Genomic DNA, 18784 nt, shown 5'->3' on the forward strand with positions numbered 1-18784 from the left:
AAAATATATGTTGAAGTTACTATTTCGTATAATTGTTAAGGGTAAATTTATAACTTTTATTAAGATTATGTAAATTTGATGTGTAGCTATATTATTTCTATTTGAATATCAGTTATAATATAAATGTATAAAAAGATTAGGAGGCACACTATGTCACAAAAAATATTAGTGGTTGATGATGAGCAATCCATCGTGACCTTACTAAAATATAATTTAGAAACAGCAGGGTATATAGTCGAAGTCGCTTATGATGGTGAAGAGGCATTGAAAAAAGTTGAAACAGAACAACCGGAACTAATTGTATTAGACGTTATGTTGCCAAAAAAAGATGGTATAGAAGTATGTAAAACAATCAGGTCTGATAAAAATTTAGTACCGATTTTAATGTTGACAGCAAAGGACGATGAATTTGATCGAGTTTTAGGGCTTGAACTAGGTGCTGATGACTATATGACAAAACCATTTTCACCTAGAGAGGTAGTTGCCAGAGTTAAAGCAATATTAAGACGTTCTCAATTTGTAAATGAAATTGAGAAGGAAGATGTTGATGATGAAGATATTATCATTGGTTCAATTAGAATTCGACCTGAATTCTTTGAAGTCTATAAAGAAGATGAATTATTAGAATTGACGCCAAAAGAATTTGAATTGTTATTATATTTAATTGAAAGACAAGGAAGAGTTATTACTCGAGAACATATGTTGAATTCAGTGTGGAATTATGAATTCGCTGGAGATTCTCGAATTGTTGATGTACATATAAGCCACTTAAGAGATAAATTGGAAGAAAATCCTAAGCAACCTAAATTGATAAAGACTGTACGTGGTTTAGGTTATAAACTGGAGAGACCTAAAGCTTAATGTTGAAGTTCCATTTGCGTTTATTACTATTAATTAGTACTATTACAATCATTAGTTTTATTGGTTTAGGCGCTATCATTCACAACACAATTTATCAAACATTAACTAGTAATCAAATTAAAAGCTTAGATAGTGAAGCCCGTAATTATGTTAATCTCTTTAATAATAATAAAGAGAAAGAAATCACTAATATAGCTCATAATGAAAAAAATATCATATTAATAAAAGAAAAAGAAAAAGATAAAATTATTTACTCAAGTGGAAATATTAAAGATATTGACCATAGAATTGATAATGAAGCTAATCCTTCGAAATTAATCAATAAAAACACAAAACTCGGTATGCGTTACACCTATAAGAATACAATAGATGATAAAACAATATACATAAGTGGAATTAATAATGAAATTATTGATTTACAAAAGGATTTATGGAAATACTTGTCTATTGTTGGAGTCATTGTATTATTTACGGTCTATTTAGCAAGTAGAAGTATCAATCGAACATATATTAGACCTATCAATGAAGTAACTTATGCTACATCACTTCTAGCAGATGGATATTACCATGTTCGTGTTCCAGAAAGTAATGTGAAGGAAACTAGGGCATTATTTGTGACTACAAATGACTTAGCACGACGATTGCAAAAATTAAACAATAGTCAAAAAATTCAATCCAATAGATTAAAAACTACCTTAGAAAATATACCGAGTTCAGTACTGATGATTGATAAACATGGAGAAATTGTAGTTGCTAATCATGCTTATTATCAGGTGTTTAACCCTGATCAAATGGTAGAAAATAAAAGTTACATTGGTTTCATAGATGATAGTATTGAAAAATTAATTATTGAAAGTTTTAGAACTGAAAAAGTTATCTATGAACAATTAGAAGTTGCTATTAATAACGTACATACTAAATATTTCGATGTATCTTGTATCCCCATTTTAACTAAATCTAAAAAAAATTTACAAGGTATGGTGGTTGTGCTTCATGACATTACTAATTTGCAGAAATTAGAAAACCTTAGAAGGGAATTTGTTGCAAATGTGTCACATGAACTAAAAACACCGATTACTTCAATCAAAGGTTTTGCAGAAACTCTGATTGAAGGTGCTAAAAATGATGAACAATCGCTTGATATGTTTTTAAATATTATTTTAAAAGAATCTAATAGAATAGAGTCATTGGTTACAGACTTATTAGATTTATCACATATAGAACAGCAAAAAGAACTTGAAATAAATTACATGAATTTATCTGAATTAGCTATTAATATAATAGATAATTTGCAAACACAAGCATACAATAAGAGAATCAAAATACAATCTGAAATTGAAAAAGATGTCATCATTGAGGCACATGAAAATAAAATAGCGCAAGTTATTACTAATTTGCTATCAAATGCTATAAATTATTCTTCAGAAGATAATAAGGTAATAGTAAGAGTATATAGAAATGACAATAAAGTTTATTTAGAGATTCAAGATTATGGTATTGGTATAAGTGAAACAGATCAAAAGCGTATATTTGAACGTTTCTATCGTGTAGATAAAGCGAGAAGTAGAGATTCAGGTGGTACAGGACTTGGTCTGTCTATAACAAAACATATTGTTGAAGCACATAATGGTAGAATAGACGTGAAAAGTGCACCTGGCAAAGGTTCGATATTCAAAGTTCTATTTAATGATAATTAAATTTGAGGGCACTACATTGTCGGTACAGACAATGTGGTGTCCTTTGTTGTAGTGATTATTTAGAAATATAATGTTAAGACTTATGCTATTAATTAAAATCAAAATACATCTTGTCATTGACAGACATAAGATGAGTGGAAATTTTTTAAGAAACATTTAACTTAATATTTCTTTAGCATTTATAAGTTAAATATTAGTAATAGCTAATGCGTAGTGAATACTAAACTCGCTTACTCGTTATGTATTTGTATATATGCTAAAATATATGTAAATCTGTTCTGGAGGTTACGTATTTTGAATAAATTAGTATTAATAGATGGTAATAGTCTAAGCTTTAGAGCGTTTTATGCTCTCCCTTTACTTTCAAACCATGCAGGTATTCATACAAATGCAGTTTACGGCTTTGCTATGCTCTTAGAAAAAATAATTAAAGAAGAAAAACCGAATCATTTTTTAGTTGCATTTGATGCAGGTAAAACGACTTTCAGACATTCTAAGTACAGTGAATATAAAGGTGGTCGTCAAAAGACTCCACCTGAATTAAGTGAGCAATTTCCATATATTCGTCAACTTTTAGATGCGTATCATATTAAAAGATATGAACTTGATAATTATGAAGCTGATGACATTATAGGAACATTAAGTAGACAAGCTGATGAAGAAGATTTTGAAACCATTATCATTACAGGTGATAGAGACTTAACTCAATTAGCCACTGATAATGTTACAATATATTATACAAAAAAAGGTGTTACCGACGTTGATCATTATACACCTAAATTTATAGCAGAGAAATATAATGGTTTAGTGCCGAAACAAATTATCGATATGAAAGGTCTAATGGGGGATACCTCTGACAATATTCCTGGCGTTGCTGGTGTCGGCGAAAAGACGGCTATTAAATTACTTAATCAATTTGAGTCAGTAGAAGGGGTCTATGAACATATTGAGGAGGTCACTGCAAAAAAATTAAAAGAAAAACTCATCAATAGTAAAGATGATGCCTTAATGAGTAAAGATTTAGCAACAATCAATGTTCACAGTCCGATTGAAGTATCATTAGAAGATACAAAATTAACTCTACAAGACGACACTACAGAAAAAATTGAACTATTTAAAAAGCTAGAATTTAAACAACTATTAGCAGATATAGACACATCCTCTACGAATGAAGAAGTCATAGATAAAACTTTTGAAATTGAGCAAGACTTTCAAAATGTAGATTTGAATGATTTAAACGAAGCGGTAATACATTTTGAACTCGAAGGCACTAATTATCTTAAAGACACTATTCTCAAGTTTGGTTTTTATACAAATCATCAACATGTAGTGATAAATGCTGAGGATGTAAAGGATTATAAACATTTAGTTCAATGGCTTGAAGATAAAAATACAACTAAAATTGTCTATGATGCAAAAAAAACTTATGTATCTGCTCATCGATTAGGGATTAATATAGAAAATATTGAATTTGATGTTATGTTAGCAAGCTATATTATTGACCCATCACGTTCTATTGATGACGTTAAATCTGTGGTAAGTTTATATGGACAAAATTATGTAAAAGATAATATTACAATATTTGGGAAAGGTAAGAAACATCATATACCTGAAGAACCAATTCTAAACGAACACATTGCCTCTGTGACAGAAGCTATAGCAGCTGTAACTCCAACCATGAAATCACAGTTAGAAGATTATAATCAAATTGAACTGTTGAAAGATTTAGAATTACCATTAGCAAGAATTTTAAGTGAAATGGAAGAAATTGGTATATATACCGATATCAATGATTTGAAAGAAATGGAATTCGAAATTCAAAAAAAATTGGATGTATTAATATCCAATATTCATGAGTCGGCTGGTGAAGCGTTTAATATCAATTCTCCTAAGCAATTAGGTGTTGTTTTATTTGAAACATTACAATTGCCTGTCATTAAGAAGACCAAAACGGGCTATTCAACAGCTGTAGACGTATTAGAAAAACTACAAGGTGAGCATCCTATTATAGATGATATTTTAGAATATAGACAACTTGCTAAGTTGCAATCTACGTATGTAGAGGGATTACAAAAAGTAATAAGCAAAGATCATAGAATTCACACACGTTTTAATCAAACGCTTGCTCAAACTGGTAGATTATCAAGTATAGATCCTAATTTACAAAATATACCTATACGATTAGAAGAAGGAAGAAAGATTAGAAAGGCCTTTAAACCAACTTCTAAAGATAGTGTGATTTTATCTGCTGATTATTCACAAATTGAGTTACGTGTACTTGCTCATATTACGCAAGATGAAAGTTTAAAACATGCATTTATAAACGGACATGATATTCACACTGCAACAGCAATGAAAGTATTTAATGTTGAATCTGACCAGGTTGATAGTTTAATGAGACGTCAAGCAAAAGCTGTTAACTTTGGTATTGTATATGGTATCAGCGATTATGGATTGAGTCAGAGCTTGGGTATTACTAGAAAACAAGCAAAAGCATTTATTGATGATTATTTAGCTAGTTTTCCAGGTGTAAAACAATATATGTCAGACATTGTTAAAGATGCAAAAGCACAAGGTTATGTGGAAACACTACTTCATCGTCGTCGATACATTCCTGATATAACAAGTAGAAACTTTAATTTAAGAAGTTTTGCAGAAAGAACAGCAATGAATACACCCATACAAGGTAGTGCAGCTGACATAATAAAATTAGCAATGGTTAAATTCAGTGAAAAGATTAAAGAAACTAAATATCATGCTAAGTTATTATTACAAGTTCATGATGAACTCATATTTGAAATACCAAAATCAGAAGTAGAAGATTTTAGTAAATTTGTAGAAGAAATTATGGAACAAGCATTAGTGCTCGATGTACCTTTAAAAGTAGATTCGAATTATGGTGCAACATGGTACGATGCTAAATAAAGAAAGGATAATATCATGCCTGAACTACCTGAAGTTGAACATGTTAAAAGAGGTATTGAGCCATTTATAAAAAGTGCAAAAATAGAGAAAGTAACTTTTGCTAAAAATGTAATTAACGGTAAGAATAATAACCGTGAGACGATTATAAAAGGTATGGAATTAGATACTTTTAAAAAACTTACTGAAGGTTATGTTATAAAAAAAGTTGAAAGAAGAAGTAAGTACATTATTTTTTATATAGCGGATCATGACGATGATAGAATCTTAGTTAGTCATTTAGGTATGGCAGGCGGATTCTTTGTTGTTAATAACCTTGATGAGATAAGTACACCGAATTATCGAAAGCATTGGCAAGTCATTTTCGATTTGGATAATAAACAAAAATTAGTCTATTCTGATATCAGACGGTTTGGAGAAATTAGAAATATAGTCAATTTTGATAGTTATCCATCTTTATTAGAAATCGCTCCAGAACCATTTGAAGAGGTGGCATTTGAACACTATTTAGAATGTTTGACAATGAAAAAATATAAGAATAAACCAATAAAACAAACGATTCTTGATCATCGTGTTATAGCAGGAGCTGGAAATATCTATGCCTGTGAAGCTTTATTCAGAGCTGGTATTACTCCGGATAAAATTACTAATTCACTCACTAAACAAGAAAGAAAATCCCTCTTTTATTATGTTCGAGAAGTTTTAGAAGAGGGTATAAAATATGGAGGTACTAGTATTTCAGATTATAGGCATGCAGATGGTAAAACTGGACAAATGCAATTACATTTAAATGTATATAAACAAAAAAAGTGCAAGGTTTGTGGTCATTCGATTGAAACAAAAGTGATAGCTGGTAGAAATAGTCATTTTTGCCCAAACTGTCAGAGATAAAGGAAGAGTGAAATAATGTCTAAAGTGATTGGGATAACTGGTGGTATTGCCACTGGAAAATCAACAGTTTCAGAATTATTAACAGCATATGGGTTTAAAATCGTAGATGCTGATATTGCTTCACGCGAAGCAGTTAAAAAAGGCTCTAAGGGTCTTGAACAAGTTAAAGAGATTTTTGGGGAAGAAGCAATTGACGAAAATGGTGAGATGAATCGTCAATATGTAGGAGAGATAGTTTTTAATCATCCTGACTTACGCGAGGCTCTTAATGAAATAGTTCATCCTATTGTAAGAGAGATAATGGAACAAGAGAAAAACAATTATCTAGAACATGGATATCATGTAATTATGGATATCCCATTGTTGTACGAAAATGAACTACAAGATACTGTAGATGAAGTTTGGGTGGTTTATACATCTGAAAGTATTCAAATCGATCGTTTAATGGAGAGGAATAATTTATCATTAGAAGATGCTAAAGCACGTGTTTATAGTCAAATATCTATAGATAAAAAAAGTAGGATGGCAGATCATGTGATAGATAATCTAGGTGATAAATTAGAACTTAAACAGAATTTACAAAAATTACTTGAAGAAGAAGGGTATATTCAATCGGAGAGTGAATAGTAAATATAATGAAAATTGTATAGAATGCTTTTATTTTGTTATCACAAAGTGTATGTATTATAAATAATTACATATTAAACGCTAATTAGAGGCAAAAAAGCTGGGACATAATTCCTAGCAAAATAGCCAGTAAATGAGTTTTTTATAAATTCATTTACTGGCTTCTTTATTTATAATACTTCGTATTGTTGGTTCGCTTTCTTAGTTGACAGATTCAGCTTGTAGTCTTCAGCTTATTCTGCGTCTTCAAGAGTCTCGTCATAACACTTTGCCTTTACATTGAAATACTTTTAAAAATAAGGCTTTTTCGTATAATTTAACAAATACCACTAAATTAAATTAACGAGGTACCTTATGCATAAAGATTATAATATGACTCAACTTACTTTACCAAAGGAAACTTCAGTACATATTCCCACACATGATATGTCACAATATGTGAATGATATTGTAAAAAATTCCAGGTACTGAATTCATACAGCATTGTTGCGCAACATTATAGCATCCCAATATGATGTTGAAAGTAGTGTTATATGCTTACACACAATCAGTATTTTCTGGTAGAAAAAATTTCTTAATGATACTATTCGAATGATGTGGTTTTCACAAATTCTAAACCCTTCTTATAAAATGATTAATCGATATAGAGTAAATCCAAAAGTAGATGTTTTATTAGAATCCTTATTTATTCAATTCCATAGTCAATGTTTGAATCAAAATCTTATAAATGATAAAGCTTAATTTATATTTATAGATAAATTTATCGGTAAACGCTTTCATTTAAAAATTAATATGTTATACTATTTCCATAAAGTATAACATATAAAACAAGGGGTGCTTTGAATGGCAACGAATATTGCAATTAACGGTATGGGTAGAATAGGTAGAATGGTGTTACGAATAGCACTAAATAATAAAAATTTAAATGTTAAAGCGATTAACGCTAGTTATCCACCTGAAACAATTGCACATTTACTTAATTATGATACGACGCATGGAGTTTATGATAAAAAAGTTGAACCGATTGAAAGTGGTATTAAAGTGAATGGACATGAAATTAAATTACTTTCTGATCGCAATCCAGAAAATTTACCATGGAATGAGATGGATATTGATGTTGTTATAGAAGCGACAGGTAAATTTAATCACGGAGATAAAGCAGTTGCTCATATTAATGCAGGTGCTAAAAAGGTATTACTCACTGGACCGTCTAAAGGTGGAGACGTTCAAATGATTGTTAAAGGAGTCAATGATAATCAACTTGATATTGATACATACGATATTTTTAGTAATGCATCTTGTACTACTAATTGTATCGGACCAGTTGCAAAAGTCCTCAATGATAAATTTGGAATCATAAATGGTCTGATGACAACTGTTCATGCAATAACAAATGATCAAAAAAATATTGATAATCCACACAAAGATTTAAGAAGAGCACGTTCTTGTAATGAAAGTATTATTCCAACGTCAACAGGTGCTGCTAAAGCACTTAAAGAAGTATTGCCTGAAGTTGAAGGTAAACTTCATGGAATGGCTTTAAGAGTACCAACAAAAAATGTCTCTCTCGTTGATTTAGTTGTTGATTTAGAACAGAATGTTACAGTTACACAAGTTAATGATGCATTTAAAAATGCCGATTTATCAGGTGTTCTTGATGTTGAAGAAGCTCCTTTAGTTTCTGTAGACTTTAACACAAATCCTCATTCAGCAATTATTGATTCTCAATCTACGATGGTTATGGGACAAAATAAGGTGAAAGTTATCGCTTGGTATGATAATGAATGGGGTTATTCGAATAGAGTTGTTGAAGTAGCTGACAAAATTGGACAATTAATTGATGATAAAGCAATGGTAAAAGCCATTTAATTAAATATTTATACTTACACTAAACCTGAGATAGCCATATTATCTCAGGTTTATTTATATACAAATAGCCCTAAACAAAGTTGAAGCACCATTGATGTTATTATAGATAACCAATTAGCTTTAGACATATTTCTAGATACTTTCTTTATAAAAAAATGATCCATAGTCATTATTTATTAATCAAGTTGAGATGATTTTGAAATGAGGTGATTTTAACGAATCATCTTTCAAATTATAATTTAATAATGGTACTTTTGGTCGTATTTATAAAATTGTGTAGTACATTTAAATGGTTGAAATTCATTTAATATGGTTAATCACGTTAAAATGTATTATTTTTAATAAATAACATAGCATTCTAAAACCTTTATTTATAAGACAATTTTTCCTTTTTTACACATAGTGGTATTAACAATGTATCATTACATTCTTTCGTTTATAGTTGCAATTGACCTTTCTTTTTTACACAGTACTTTTATAGTATAATGTACGGTGATTAAACTTGGGAGGGTGACATATATGAAATGCCCAAAATGTAATTCTACACATTCCAGAGTGGTTGATTCAAGACATGCAGATGAGGCCAATGCGATTAGACGTAGAAGAGAATGTGAAAATTGCGGAACGCGTTTTACAACATTTGAACATATTGAAGTTAGTCCATTAATAGTAGTGAAGAAAGATGGGACTAGAGAACAATTTTTAAGAGAAAAAATATTAAATGGTTTAGTAAGATCTTGCGAGAAACGACCAGTACGTTATCAACAACTTGAAGACATAACTAATAAAGTGGAGTGGCAACTTAGAGATGAGGGACAAACTGAAATTTCTTCTAGAGAAATTGGAGAGCATGTTATGAATTTGTTAATGCATGTTGACCAAGTTTCCTATGTAAGATTTGCATCTGTATATAAAGAATTCAAAGATGTTGATCAACTCTTAGAGTCAATGCAAGGTATCTTGAGTGATAATAAACGGAGTGATAAATAGATGGGGTTACAAACCTATGAATATGGTCTAAAACCACAAGATGGATTTGAGGTGATTACACATTTCGAATTCACCTCACAACATTTAGATATTTTAAATCGACTATTCACCCCTTTAATCGGAGTTGAATCAATTGGACTCTATCATTTTATGAGTCAATTCATAGATGAAAGTCAACAACTCGGGTTAACGCATTATATATTCATGAATGAACTAAAAATTAACTTATTAGATTTCAGGGAGCAAATGGACAATTTAGAGGCTATTGGATTGATTAAAACATTTGTAAGGCATGAAGAAAAGTACTCTCACTTTGTTTATGAGTTAATTCAGCCTCCAACAGCCTATCAATTTTTTAATGATCCTATGTTATCAGTATTTTTATTTAGTGAGGTTGATAAAAAACGTTATCAAGCACTTAAATCTTATTTCGAAAAAGATGAGAAAGATTTAAGCAAATATCAACAGACAACTAGAAAATTTACAGAAGTATTCAACGTACCTAAAAAGGTCAATGTTTCTGATCAAATTAATTTAAAGCAAATCAAACACTATGATGGTATAGATTTATCTAATGAAACTTTTGATTTTGAAATGTTGAGACAGATGTTGAACCATCATTTTATTAGTAATGAAATTATCGATAAAGAAGCTAAGAATTTGATTATACAACTTGCGACACTTTATGGAATTACTGAAGATGGTATGAAAAATGTTATATTAAGTTCCATTACCAGTGCACAACAATTATCTTTTGAAGAAATGCGTAAGAAAGCTAGAACTTATTACCTGATTGAACATGATAATCAATTACCAAAATTAGAGCATCAAACAAATAAAATTAACGATGAAAAAAAAGATCGACAAGCGGAAGATACAACAAATGATTGGTTACAACTGCTAGATGAAACAAGTCCGATTGATATGTTAGCAAGTTGGTCTGATTCGGAACCTACACAGTCGCAAAAAAGTATGATAGAAGAATTGATTAACCGTGAAAAAATGAATTTTGGTGTAATCAATATACTTTTACAGTTTGTTATGTTAAAAGAAGATATGAAGTTGCCAAAATCTTATATTTTTGAAATTGCTTCCAACTGGAAGAAAATTGGTATTTCAAATGCCAAACAAGCATATGAATATGCATTACAAGTTAATCAACCTAAAAATTACGAAACACATTCTAATGATAAACGACAGAACAATCGTGGAAGACAAAATCAATTTTTATCCAAAGAAAAGACACCTAAATGGCTTCAAAATAGGGACGATCAAGAAGAAAATAAAGAAATAAATGATGACACTCTCGAAGAAGATCGACAAGCATTTCTTGAAAAGTTAAATCAAAAGTGGAAGGAGGAAGATAACTAATGAAAAGTTTCAGAAATATCATGGGCGATTCTCAAAATCTAGATAAACGTATACAAAAAATAAAACAAAATGTAATCAATGATACTGACGTTAAACATTTTCTTGAGAAAAATCGTAGTAATATAACTAATGAGATGATAGACGAAGATTTAAATGTTCTTCAAGAGTATAAAGATCAACAAAAAGTTTATGATGGACATCGCTATGATGATTGTCCGAATTTTGTAAAAGGACATGTTCCTGAACTATATATTGAAAATGAAAGAATCAAAATTAGATATCTACCTTGCCCGTGTAAAATTAAACATGATGAGGAACGATTTGATTCACAACTTATTACATCTCACCATATGCAAAGAGATACACTTCATGCAAAGCTCAAAGATATTTATATGAATAATCGAGAGAGACTTGATGTAGCAATGGCAGCTGATCAAATCTGTACAGCAATTACTAACGATGAAAAAGTAAAGGGGTTATATTTATATGGTCCTTTTGGTACAGGAAAATCATTCATATTGGGTGCTATTGCAAATCAACTTAAATCGCAAAAGATTTCATCAACAATTGTATATTTACCAGAATTTATTCGCACTTTAAAAGGTGGCTTTAAAGACGGTAGTTTTGAGAAAAAATTACAACGTGTGCGAGAAGCTAATATTTTGATGTTAGATGATATTGGCGCAGAAGAAGTCACACCGTGGGTAAGAGATGAAGTGATTGGTCCTTTATTACATTATAGAATGGTACATGAACTTCCTACATTTTTTAGTTCTAACTTTAATTATAGTGAGCTTGAGCATCATCTTTCAATAACTAGAGATGGCACTGAAAAGACTAAAGCAGCACGAATTATTGAAAGAATTAAGACTTTATCGACACCTTATTATTTGACTGGTAAAAATTTTAGAAACAATTGAATTTTATAGTATGTGGTGTATAATAGAGATAAATCTTAATCGTTGAAACTATTGAAGATACGATAATTTAATCTCTGTTACACAGAAAGTCATTAATTGATGAGAATATGGCTAACACATTAAATTATTACTACTTCGTTAATATTGATATTTGTAATGAATATCCGGCTCAAGACCGTTATCTTATGTAAAGTATAGTATATGACTGGTCACGTATGCTTTTCATATACTTAACTAGGGTGGTACCACGACAAACTCGTCCCTTGCTAGGGACGAGTTTTTTTATGCTCAGTAAAGTTAATTTATTCAATAAGCCAACGATCAGATGTTTTATTAAATAGGAGGAAAAAATATGAATCAAATTAATATTCAATTTCCAGATGGTAATACAAAAGAATTTGATAAAGGGACTACTACAGAAGACATCGCTCAATCAATTAGTCCAGGATTAAGAAAAAAAGCAGTTGCGGGAAAATTCAATGGTCAACTTGTAGATTTAACACGCCCTTTAGAACAAGATGGAGCTATTGAAATTATTACTCCTGGGAGTGAAGAAGCGTTAGAAGTACTTCGTCATTCAACAGCTCATTTAATGGCACAAGCATTAAAACGTTTATACGGAGACGTTAAATTTGGAGTTGGACCTGTAATAGAAGGCGGATTCTATTATGATTTTGATATGGATGATAAGGTTTCATCGGATGATTTTGATAAAATTGAGAAAACAATGAAACAAATTGTGAACGAAAATCATAAAATTGTAAGAGAAGTAGTTAGTAAAGAAAAAGCAAAAGACTTCTTCAAGGATGACCCTTATAAATTAGAACTTATTGATGCAATTCCTGAAGATGAGAGTGTAACACTTTATACTCAAGGTGAATTTACTGATTTATGTCGAGGTGTACACGTACCTTCTACTTCTAAAATTAAAGAGTTCAAACTATTATCTACAGCTGGTGCTTATTGGCGTGGAAATAGTGATAATAAAATGTTACAACGAATTTATGGTACAGCATTCTTTGACAAAAAAGATTTGAAAGCACATCTAAAAATGTTGGAAGAACGTCGTGAGCGTGATCATCGTAAAATTGGTAAAGATTTAGAATTGTTTACAAACAATCAACTCGTTGGTGCTGGTTTACCATTATGGTTACCAAATGGTGCTACAATACGTAGGGAAATAGAACGTTATATTGTCGATAAAGAAGTAAGTATGGGATACGATCATGTTTACACACCAGTATTAGCCAATGTTGATTTATATAAAACATCTGGTCACTGGGATCATTATCAAGAAGATATGTTCCCAGCAATGAAGTTAGATGAAGACGAAGCAATGGTCTTAAGACCAATGAACTGTCCACATCATATGATGATTTATAAAAACAAACCTCATTCTTATCGCGAATTACCTATACGTATTGCTGAATTGGGTACTATGCATCGTTACGAAGCAAGTGGTGCAGTATCAGGTTTACAACGTGTTCGAGGAATGACATTGAATGATTCCCATATTTTCGTTAGACCTGATCAAATTAAAGAAGAATTTAAACGTGTAGTTAATATGATTCAAGATGTGTACAAAGATTTTGGTTTTGAAGATTATCGCTTCAGATTGAGTTATAGAGATCCTGAAGATAAGCATAAGTACTTTGATGATGATGAAATGTGGGAAAAAGCTGAATCCATGCTTAAAGAAGCATCAGATGAATTAGGTTTAACTTATGAAGAAGCTATTGGTGAGGCAGCATTCTATGGACCTAAGTTAGATGTTCAAGTAAAAACAGCTATGGGAAAAGAAGAAACTCTATCAACAGCACAACTTGATTTTCTTTTACCAGAACGTTTTGACTTAACGTACATTGGTCAAGATGGAGAACAACATCGTCCTGTAGTTATACACCGTGGTGTAGTTTCTACTATGGAACGTTTTGTTGCATTTTTAACAGAAGAAACAAAAGGTGCATTTCCAACTTGGTTGGCGCCTATGCAAGTTGAAATTATTCCTGTAAATATAGATTTACATTATGATTATGCAAGACTTTTACAAGATGAACTAAAATCGCAAGGTGTCCGCGTTGAAATTGATGACCGTAATGAAAAAATGGGATATAAAATTCGTGAAGCTCAAATGAAAAAAATACCTTATCAGATTGTTGTAGGTGACCAAGAAGTAGAGAATCAAGAAGTAAATGTAAGAAAATATGGTTCTGAAAAACAAGAATCAGTTGAAAAAGATGAATTTATTTGGAATGTTATTGATGAAATCCGTTTGAAAAAGCATAGATAAACTTGAAAATATAAAGTATATCATGTATATTACAAATTAATATAATAAATAGAGTTAGAGGTTGCATTATTAATGACTAACTTATCAGAAGTCGTATGGGACATGTGTTGAATAAGTGAAAGGTAATAATGCCGAAATGATGTTATTTCCATAAATTAGCATTGTTGGGACAACTTTCGAATAGAAGTTGTACTGTCACTTTATGTGATGTGCTACCTTATATAGATAAACATTAGTGGTTGCATATCTTAAAGGTATGTAACCACTTTTTACATTATTGATACAGATATAAAGACAAGTGATATAAAAGTAAAATGATATTAATATTATTTTACTTTTATATCATCTATACCAAATTTATCTACAACAATGATATGCATTGATGTGGTAACAAGTTAGCCTCTACTTATGAAGGAAAGGGAGCTTATATGAAAAAGAATAATAAACAAAATGACGGTGTTCAAAGAGGATTAAAAGATAGACATATTTCAATGATTGCCATTGGGGGATGTATAGGAACTGGTCTATTCATGACTTCTGGTGGAGCTATACATGACGCAGGTGCATTGGGTGCTTTGATTGCCTATGCAGTTATTGGAGCGATGGTGTTCTTTCTAATGACGTCGTTAGGGGAGATGGCGACATATTTGCCTGTGTCAGGTTCATTTAGTACTTATGCTACACGCTTTGTCGATCCTTCACTAGGTTTTGCTTTAGGATGGAATTATTGGTTCAACTGGGTGATAACAGTAGCAGCTGATGTTACTATTGCAGCGCAAGTTATACAATATTGGTCCCCTATGCAAGGTATACCAGCTTGGGTCTGGAGTTGTATTTTCCTTATTATTATTTTCGCGCTTAATTCTTTATCCGTTAGAGTATATGGAGAGAGTGAATATTGGTTCGCACTTATCAAAGTAGTTACAGTCATCATATTTATAGGAATTGGTATCTTAACTATTTTAGGGATTATGGGTGGAGAATTTGTAGGATTTGATACGTTTACAAAAGGAGATGGGCCAATACTAGGTGGGAATTTAGGAGGTAGCTTGCTATCAATTCTTGGTGTATTTCTAGTCGCAGGCTTCTCATTCCAAGGAACTGAACTTATTGGTATTACAGCAGGTGAATCTGAAAATCCAGAAAGAGCAGTTCCAAAAGCGATTAAACAAGTATTTTGGCGTATACTTTTATTTTACATTCTAGCTATTTTCATTATTGGTATGTTGATTCCATATGATAGTAAGGCATTAATGGGCGGTGGTGATAGTATAGCTACTTCACCTTTTACATTAGTATTTAAGAATGCTGGATTAGCTTTTGCTGCTTCATTTATGAATGCTGTTATATTAACAAGTGTATTATCAGCAGGTAACTCAGGAATGTATGCTTCAACAAGAATGTTATATTCGATGAGTAAAGATAAATTAGCTTATAATTCTTTTGGAAAAACAAATAAAAGTGGCGTACCTTATGTATCTCTAATTGCAACTGGAGTACTAGTCATTCTTATTTTCGCATTGCAACATTTAAGTGGAGATGCATATGAATACATTGTAGCTGCTAGCGGAATGACTGGTTTTATTGCTTGGGTTGGTATAGCAATCAGTCACTTTAGATTTAGACGCGCATTTGATAAACAAAATTATGATAAATCAAAATTAAAATATAAAGCGAAGTTATTCCCATTTGGTCCGATTTTTGCAGGTATTTTATGTGTAATAGTTATCATTGGACAAGATGTAGATTTTATTAAAACAGGTAACTTTGATATGAATAGATTTTTTATAACTTACATGGGAATACCTGTATTCTTAATTTTCTTCTTTTATCATAAATTTAGATATAAAACTAAAAAGATTCCTCTAAACAAAGTTGACTTAAGGCAAGATGTTTCGATGGAAGAAGTAAGACACCATAAAAATAATTAAAAAATAGTTTGACTTAAACAATAAATATTGATATGATTATTAACGTTGAATACGAAACGAACCAAGTAGAAGCACCCGCTTCTCACCTGTGGCGACGCTGAAGCAGTTGGCAGGTCAATCATGTTACACATTTATTGTGTCTAAGAAGAGCGGGTAGTTATACTCGCTCTTCTTTTTGCTTGGAACAATTTCGTAAAATTCTGGGAGGTGTCAACCATAGCAAAAGATCAAACTCAAATTAATGAGAAAATTCGTGCAAAAGAACTACGCTTAATAGGCCAAGATGGTGAACAAATTGGTGTTAAATCTAAACGTGAAGCTTTAGAAATGGCTGAACGTGTGGATTTAGATTTAGTTGTTGTAGCACCAAATGCAAAACCACCTGTTGCGAGAATAATGGATTATGGTAAATATAAATTCGAACAGCAGAAAAAAGAAAAAGAAATGAAGAAGAAACAAAAAGTCATTAACGTTAAAGAATTACGTTTAAGCCCAACTATTGAAGAACATGATTTCCAAACTAAGTTGAAAAATGGACGCAAGTTCTTATCTAAAGGCGATAAATGTAAAGTTTCAATTCGTTTCAGAGGTCGTGCGATTACACATAAAGAAATTGGTCAGCGTGTGTTAGAAAAATTTGCAGATGAATGTAAAGATATTGCAACTGTTGAACAAAAGCCTAAAATGGAAGGGCGTCAAATGTTTATTATGTTAGCGCCTATCAACGAAAAATAAACGTTAAATTATAGGAGGAAATGAATCATGCCTAAAATGAAAACTCACCGTGGAGCAGCTAAACGTGTTAAAAGAACTGGTTCAGGTCAATTAAAACGTTCTAGAGCTTTCACATCTCACTTATTCGCAAATAAAAATACTAAACAAAAACGTCAATTACGTAAAGCTAAGTTAGTTTCTAAAAGTGATATGAAACGTGTTAAACAATTATTAGCATACAAAAAATAAGATTTTAAACGAATATATATACGATAGAGATCATCTAAGGAGGAATTTATTATGCCACGAGTTAAAGGTGGAACAGTAACAAGAGCACGTCGTAAAAAAACGATTAAATTAGCTAAAGGTTACTTTGGTTCAAAACATACATTATATAAAGTAGCTAAACAACAAGTAATGAAATCAGGTCAATATGCTTTCCGTGACCGTCGTCAACGCAAACGTGATTTCCGTAAATTATGGATTACACGTATTAATGCGGCTGCACGTCAACATGACATTAGCTACTCACGTTTAATGAACGGCTTGAAAAAAGCTGAGATTGATATCAATCGTAAAATGTTATCAGAAATTGCAATCTCAGATGACAAAGCTTTCGCTGAATTAGTATCAAAAGCTAAAGAAGCTTTAAAATAATATTTATACAAGACCTGGGACAATAATCTTTGTCTCAGGTCTTTTTATATGCTTGTTGTTAATATATTATTTAAAAGCATTTAAAAATTGAGTACAATACCCTGATGTAATAGCGGACATATCTTATTTTTTTGTCATTTCATAATACTAGATTGTTTCAAATCATGCTTTGAAACAATCAATATCTACGAAGTCAATAACTAAAAAAAGATAAATTTGCAATCATGTTATGACAGTAAGGTATATAATGTGGCTTTGTTAAAAGTTTTATAATATCAACAATGTAAGATTATGTCTTATTTTAATTATAAATATAATGGTGCTTTTATCGTTTTACATATACATATATTCAATCGCAAAAAATGATAATTTTTGCTAAAATGACTGATAGTATACTATATCTAAAAGGAGATAATCATGTCTAAATTTGATGAACAAATAATTGTTGTAAACAGAGATATTTTATTTAACAAAGATAAGAATGCTTTTAATGGTTTTTTACATAAAAATAATTTCAAAGGAAAAGAAATTTTTAGTGCGTTAAGTAAATATGAAGTGAAAAGACGTGGTGATATGGAAGATGATCCATCGTTTAAACAATTAATATCATATTGCCTACTAGAAAATGAGAAGGGTGAAATCCTTATTTACGAACGTCTTTCTGGTGGTGGAGAAGAACGGTTACATGGTCAGTCATCAATCGGTGTTGGTGGTCATATGAACGATGTTGTTGGAGCTGATTCTATTAATGAAGTTTTAAGAGTTAATGCTCAAAGAGAATTAGAAGAAGAAGTAGGATTAAGTAATAATAAATCTCAAAATATGGAATATTTAGGTTTTATAAATGATGATGACAATGATGTGGGTAAAGTTCATATGGGCGTCGTATTTAAAATCACTGTGCATTCAAACGATGTTGAAGCTAAAGAAACTGATACGCTAAAAATTAAATGGATAGAACAAGGCGACATTCAATCCTATGAGGATTTTGAAACATGGAGTGCATTAATTCTTCAAGATATATCATGATTGGAGTGCTAAATT

Annotated in this window: 15 protein-coding genes, 1 pseudogene, 1 riboswitch and 1 other annotated feature; all 16 genes and pseudogenes read left to right on the plus strand. The window is 31.0% G+C overall.

Annotation, left to right across the window (positions count from 1 at the left end; all coding sequences use genetic code 11):
* The first annotated feature begins 150 nt into the window (after nucleotides 1-150).
* The 16 genes and pseudogenes from AC1Q7N_RS01620 to AC1Q7N_RS01695 all read left to right on the plus strand — a co-directional run bounded on the left by AC1Q7N_RS01620 (nucleotide 151) and on the right by AC1Q7N_RS01695 (nucleotide 18769).
* Nucleotides 151-861 (plus strand): response regulator transcription factor, encoded by a 711-nt coding sequence (locus AC1Q7N_RS01620; protein ID WP_001830897.1) that lies wholly within the window; start codon nucleotides 151-153, stop codon nucleotides 859-861.
* Entirely contained in the window at nucleotides 861-2558 is a 1698-nt protein-coding gene (gene pnpS / locus AC1Q7N_RS01625; RefSeq protein WP_002484466.1) for a two-component system histidine kinase PnpS, read from the plus strand. Before AC1Q7N_RS01620 ends, pnpS begins: the two co-directional genes overlap by 1 nt.
* Nucleotides 2559-2852: 294 nt before the next feature.
* Nucleotides 2853-5483, plus strand: a complete 2631-nt coding sequence (gene polA / locus AC1Q7N_RS01630) for a DNA polymerase I (protein WP_002470417.1) — start codon at nucleotides 2853-2855, stop codon at nucleotides 5481-5483.
* A 15-nt stretch (nucleotides 5484-5498) separates the two neighbouring features.
* Nucleotides 5499-6371 carry a bifunctional DNA-formamidopyrimidine glycosylase/DNA-(apurinic or apyrimidinic site) lyase gene (gene mutM, locus AC1Q7N_RS01635; RefSeq protein WP_001830823.1) on the plus strand — a complete coding sequence of 291 codons (873 nt, stop codon included), beginning with the start codon at nucleotides 5499-5501 and terminating at the stop codon, nucleotides 6369-6371.
* Between the two features lie 15 nt (nucleotides 6372-6386).
* Entirely contained in the window at nucleotides 6387-6998 is a 612-nt protein-coding gene (gene coaE, locus AC1Q7N_RS01640) for a dephospho-CoA kinase (RefSeq protein ID WP_001830774.1), read from the plus strand.
* Between the two features lie 354 nt (nucleotides 6999-7352).
* Nucleotides 7353-7736: pseudogene (locus tag AC1Q7N_RS01645) on the plus strand (IS5/IS1182 family transposase); the annotation flags it as partial.
* 105 nt (nucleotides 7737-7841) lie between these two features.
* A complete protein-coding gene (gene gap, locus AC1Q7N_RS01650) occupies nucleotides 7842-8867 on the plus strand; it encodes a type I glyceraldehyde-3-phosphate dehydrogenase (protein ID WP_002440179.1) in 1026 nt (341 codons plus the stop codon).
* Between the two features lie 519 nt (nucleotides 8868-9386).
* Complete coding sequence (gene nrdR, locus AC1Q7N_RS01655; protein WP_001830825.1) at nucleotides 9387-9857, plus strand: transcriptional regulator NrdR; 471 nt, start codon at nucleotides 9387-9389, stop codon at nucleotides 9855-9857.
* Nucleotides 9858-11228 carry a replicative helicase loading/DNA remodeling protein DnaB gene (gene dnaB, locus AC1Q7N_RS01660; protein WP_001830762.1) on the plus strand — a complete coding sequence of 457 codons (1371 nt, stop codon included), beginning with the start codon at nucleotides 9858-9860 and terminating at the stop codon, nucleotides 11226-11228.
* Nucleotides 11228-12148: a primosomal protein DnaI gene (gene dnaI, locus AC1Q7N_RS01665; protein WP_001830772.1), complete on the plus strand. Its 921-nt coding sequence runs from the start codon at nucleotides 11228-11230 to the stop codon at nucleotides 12146-12148. Before dnaB ends, dnaI begins: the two co-directional genes overlap by 1 nt.
* A 352-nt stretch (nucleotides 12149-12500) precedes the next feature.
* Complete coding sequence (gene thrS / locus AC1Q7N_RS01670; RefSeq protein WP_002440177.1) at nucleotides 12501-14438, plus strand: threonine--tRNA ligase; 1938 nt, start codon at nucleotides 12501-12503, stop codon at nucleotides 14436-14438.
* Between the two features lie 47 nt (nucleotides 14439-14485).
* A riboswitch (Lysine riboswitch) is annotated at nucleotides 14486-14661 on the plus strand.
* 205 nt (nucleotides 14662-14866) lie between these two features.
* Nucleotides 14867-16369: an amino acid permease gene (locus AC1Q7N_RS01675; RefSeq protein WP_001830900.1), complete on the plus strand. Its 1503-nt coding sequence runs from the start codon at nucleotides 14867-14869 to the stop codon at nucleotides 16367-16369.
* A gap of 57 nt (nucleotides 16370-16426) precedes the next feature.
* Nucleotides 16427-16550 (plus strand) — a sequence feature (ribosomal protein L20 leader region).
* 26 nt (nucleotides 16551-16576) lie between these two features.
* The gene (gene infC, locus AC1Q7N_RS01680; protein ID WP_001830789.1) at nucleotides 16577-17104 is read left to right on the plus strand and encodes a translation initiation factor IF-3; all 528 of its coding nucleotides are present in this window, start codon (nucleotides 16577-16579) and stop codon (nucleotides 17102-17104) included.
* Between the two features lie 27 nt (nucleotides 17105-17131).
* Complete coding sequence (gene rpmI, locus AC1Q7N_RS01685) at nucleotides 17132-17332, plus strand: 50S ribosomal protein L35 (protein ID WP_001830767.1); 201 nt, start codon at nucleotides 17132-17134, stop codon at nucleotides 17330-17332.
* A 51-nt stretch (nucleotides 17333-17383) separates the two neighbouring features.
* Entirely contained in the window at nucleotides 17384-17740 is a 357-nt protein-coding gene (gene rplT / locus AC1Q7N_RS01690; RefSeq protein WP_001830839.1) for a 50S ribosomal protein L20, read from the plus strand.
* Between the two features lie 417 nt (nucleotides 17741-18157).
* On the plus strand, nucleotides 18158-18769 hold the full coding sequence (locus tag AC1Q7N_RS01695) for an NUDIX domain-containing protein (RefSeq protein WP_001830874.1): 612 nt from the start codon (nucleotides 18158-18160) through the stop codon (nucleotides 18767-18769).
* Nucleotides 18770-18784: the final 15 nt, after the last annotated feature.

The organism is Staphylococcus sp. GW823-FHT05F06 (genome assembly GCF_058795495.1).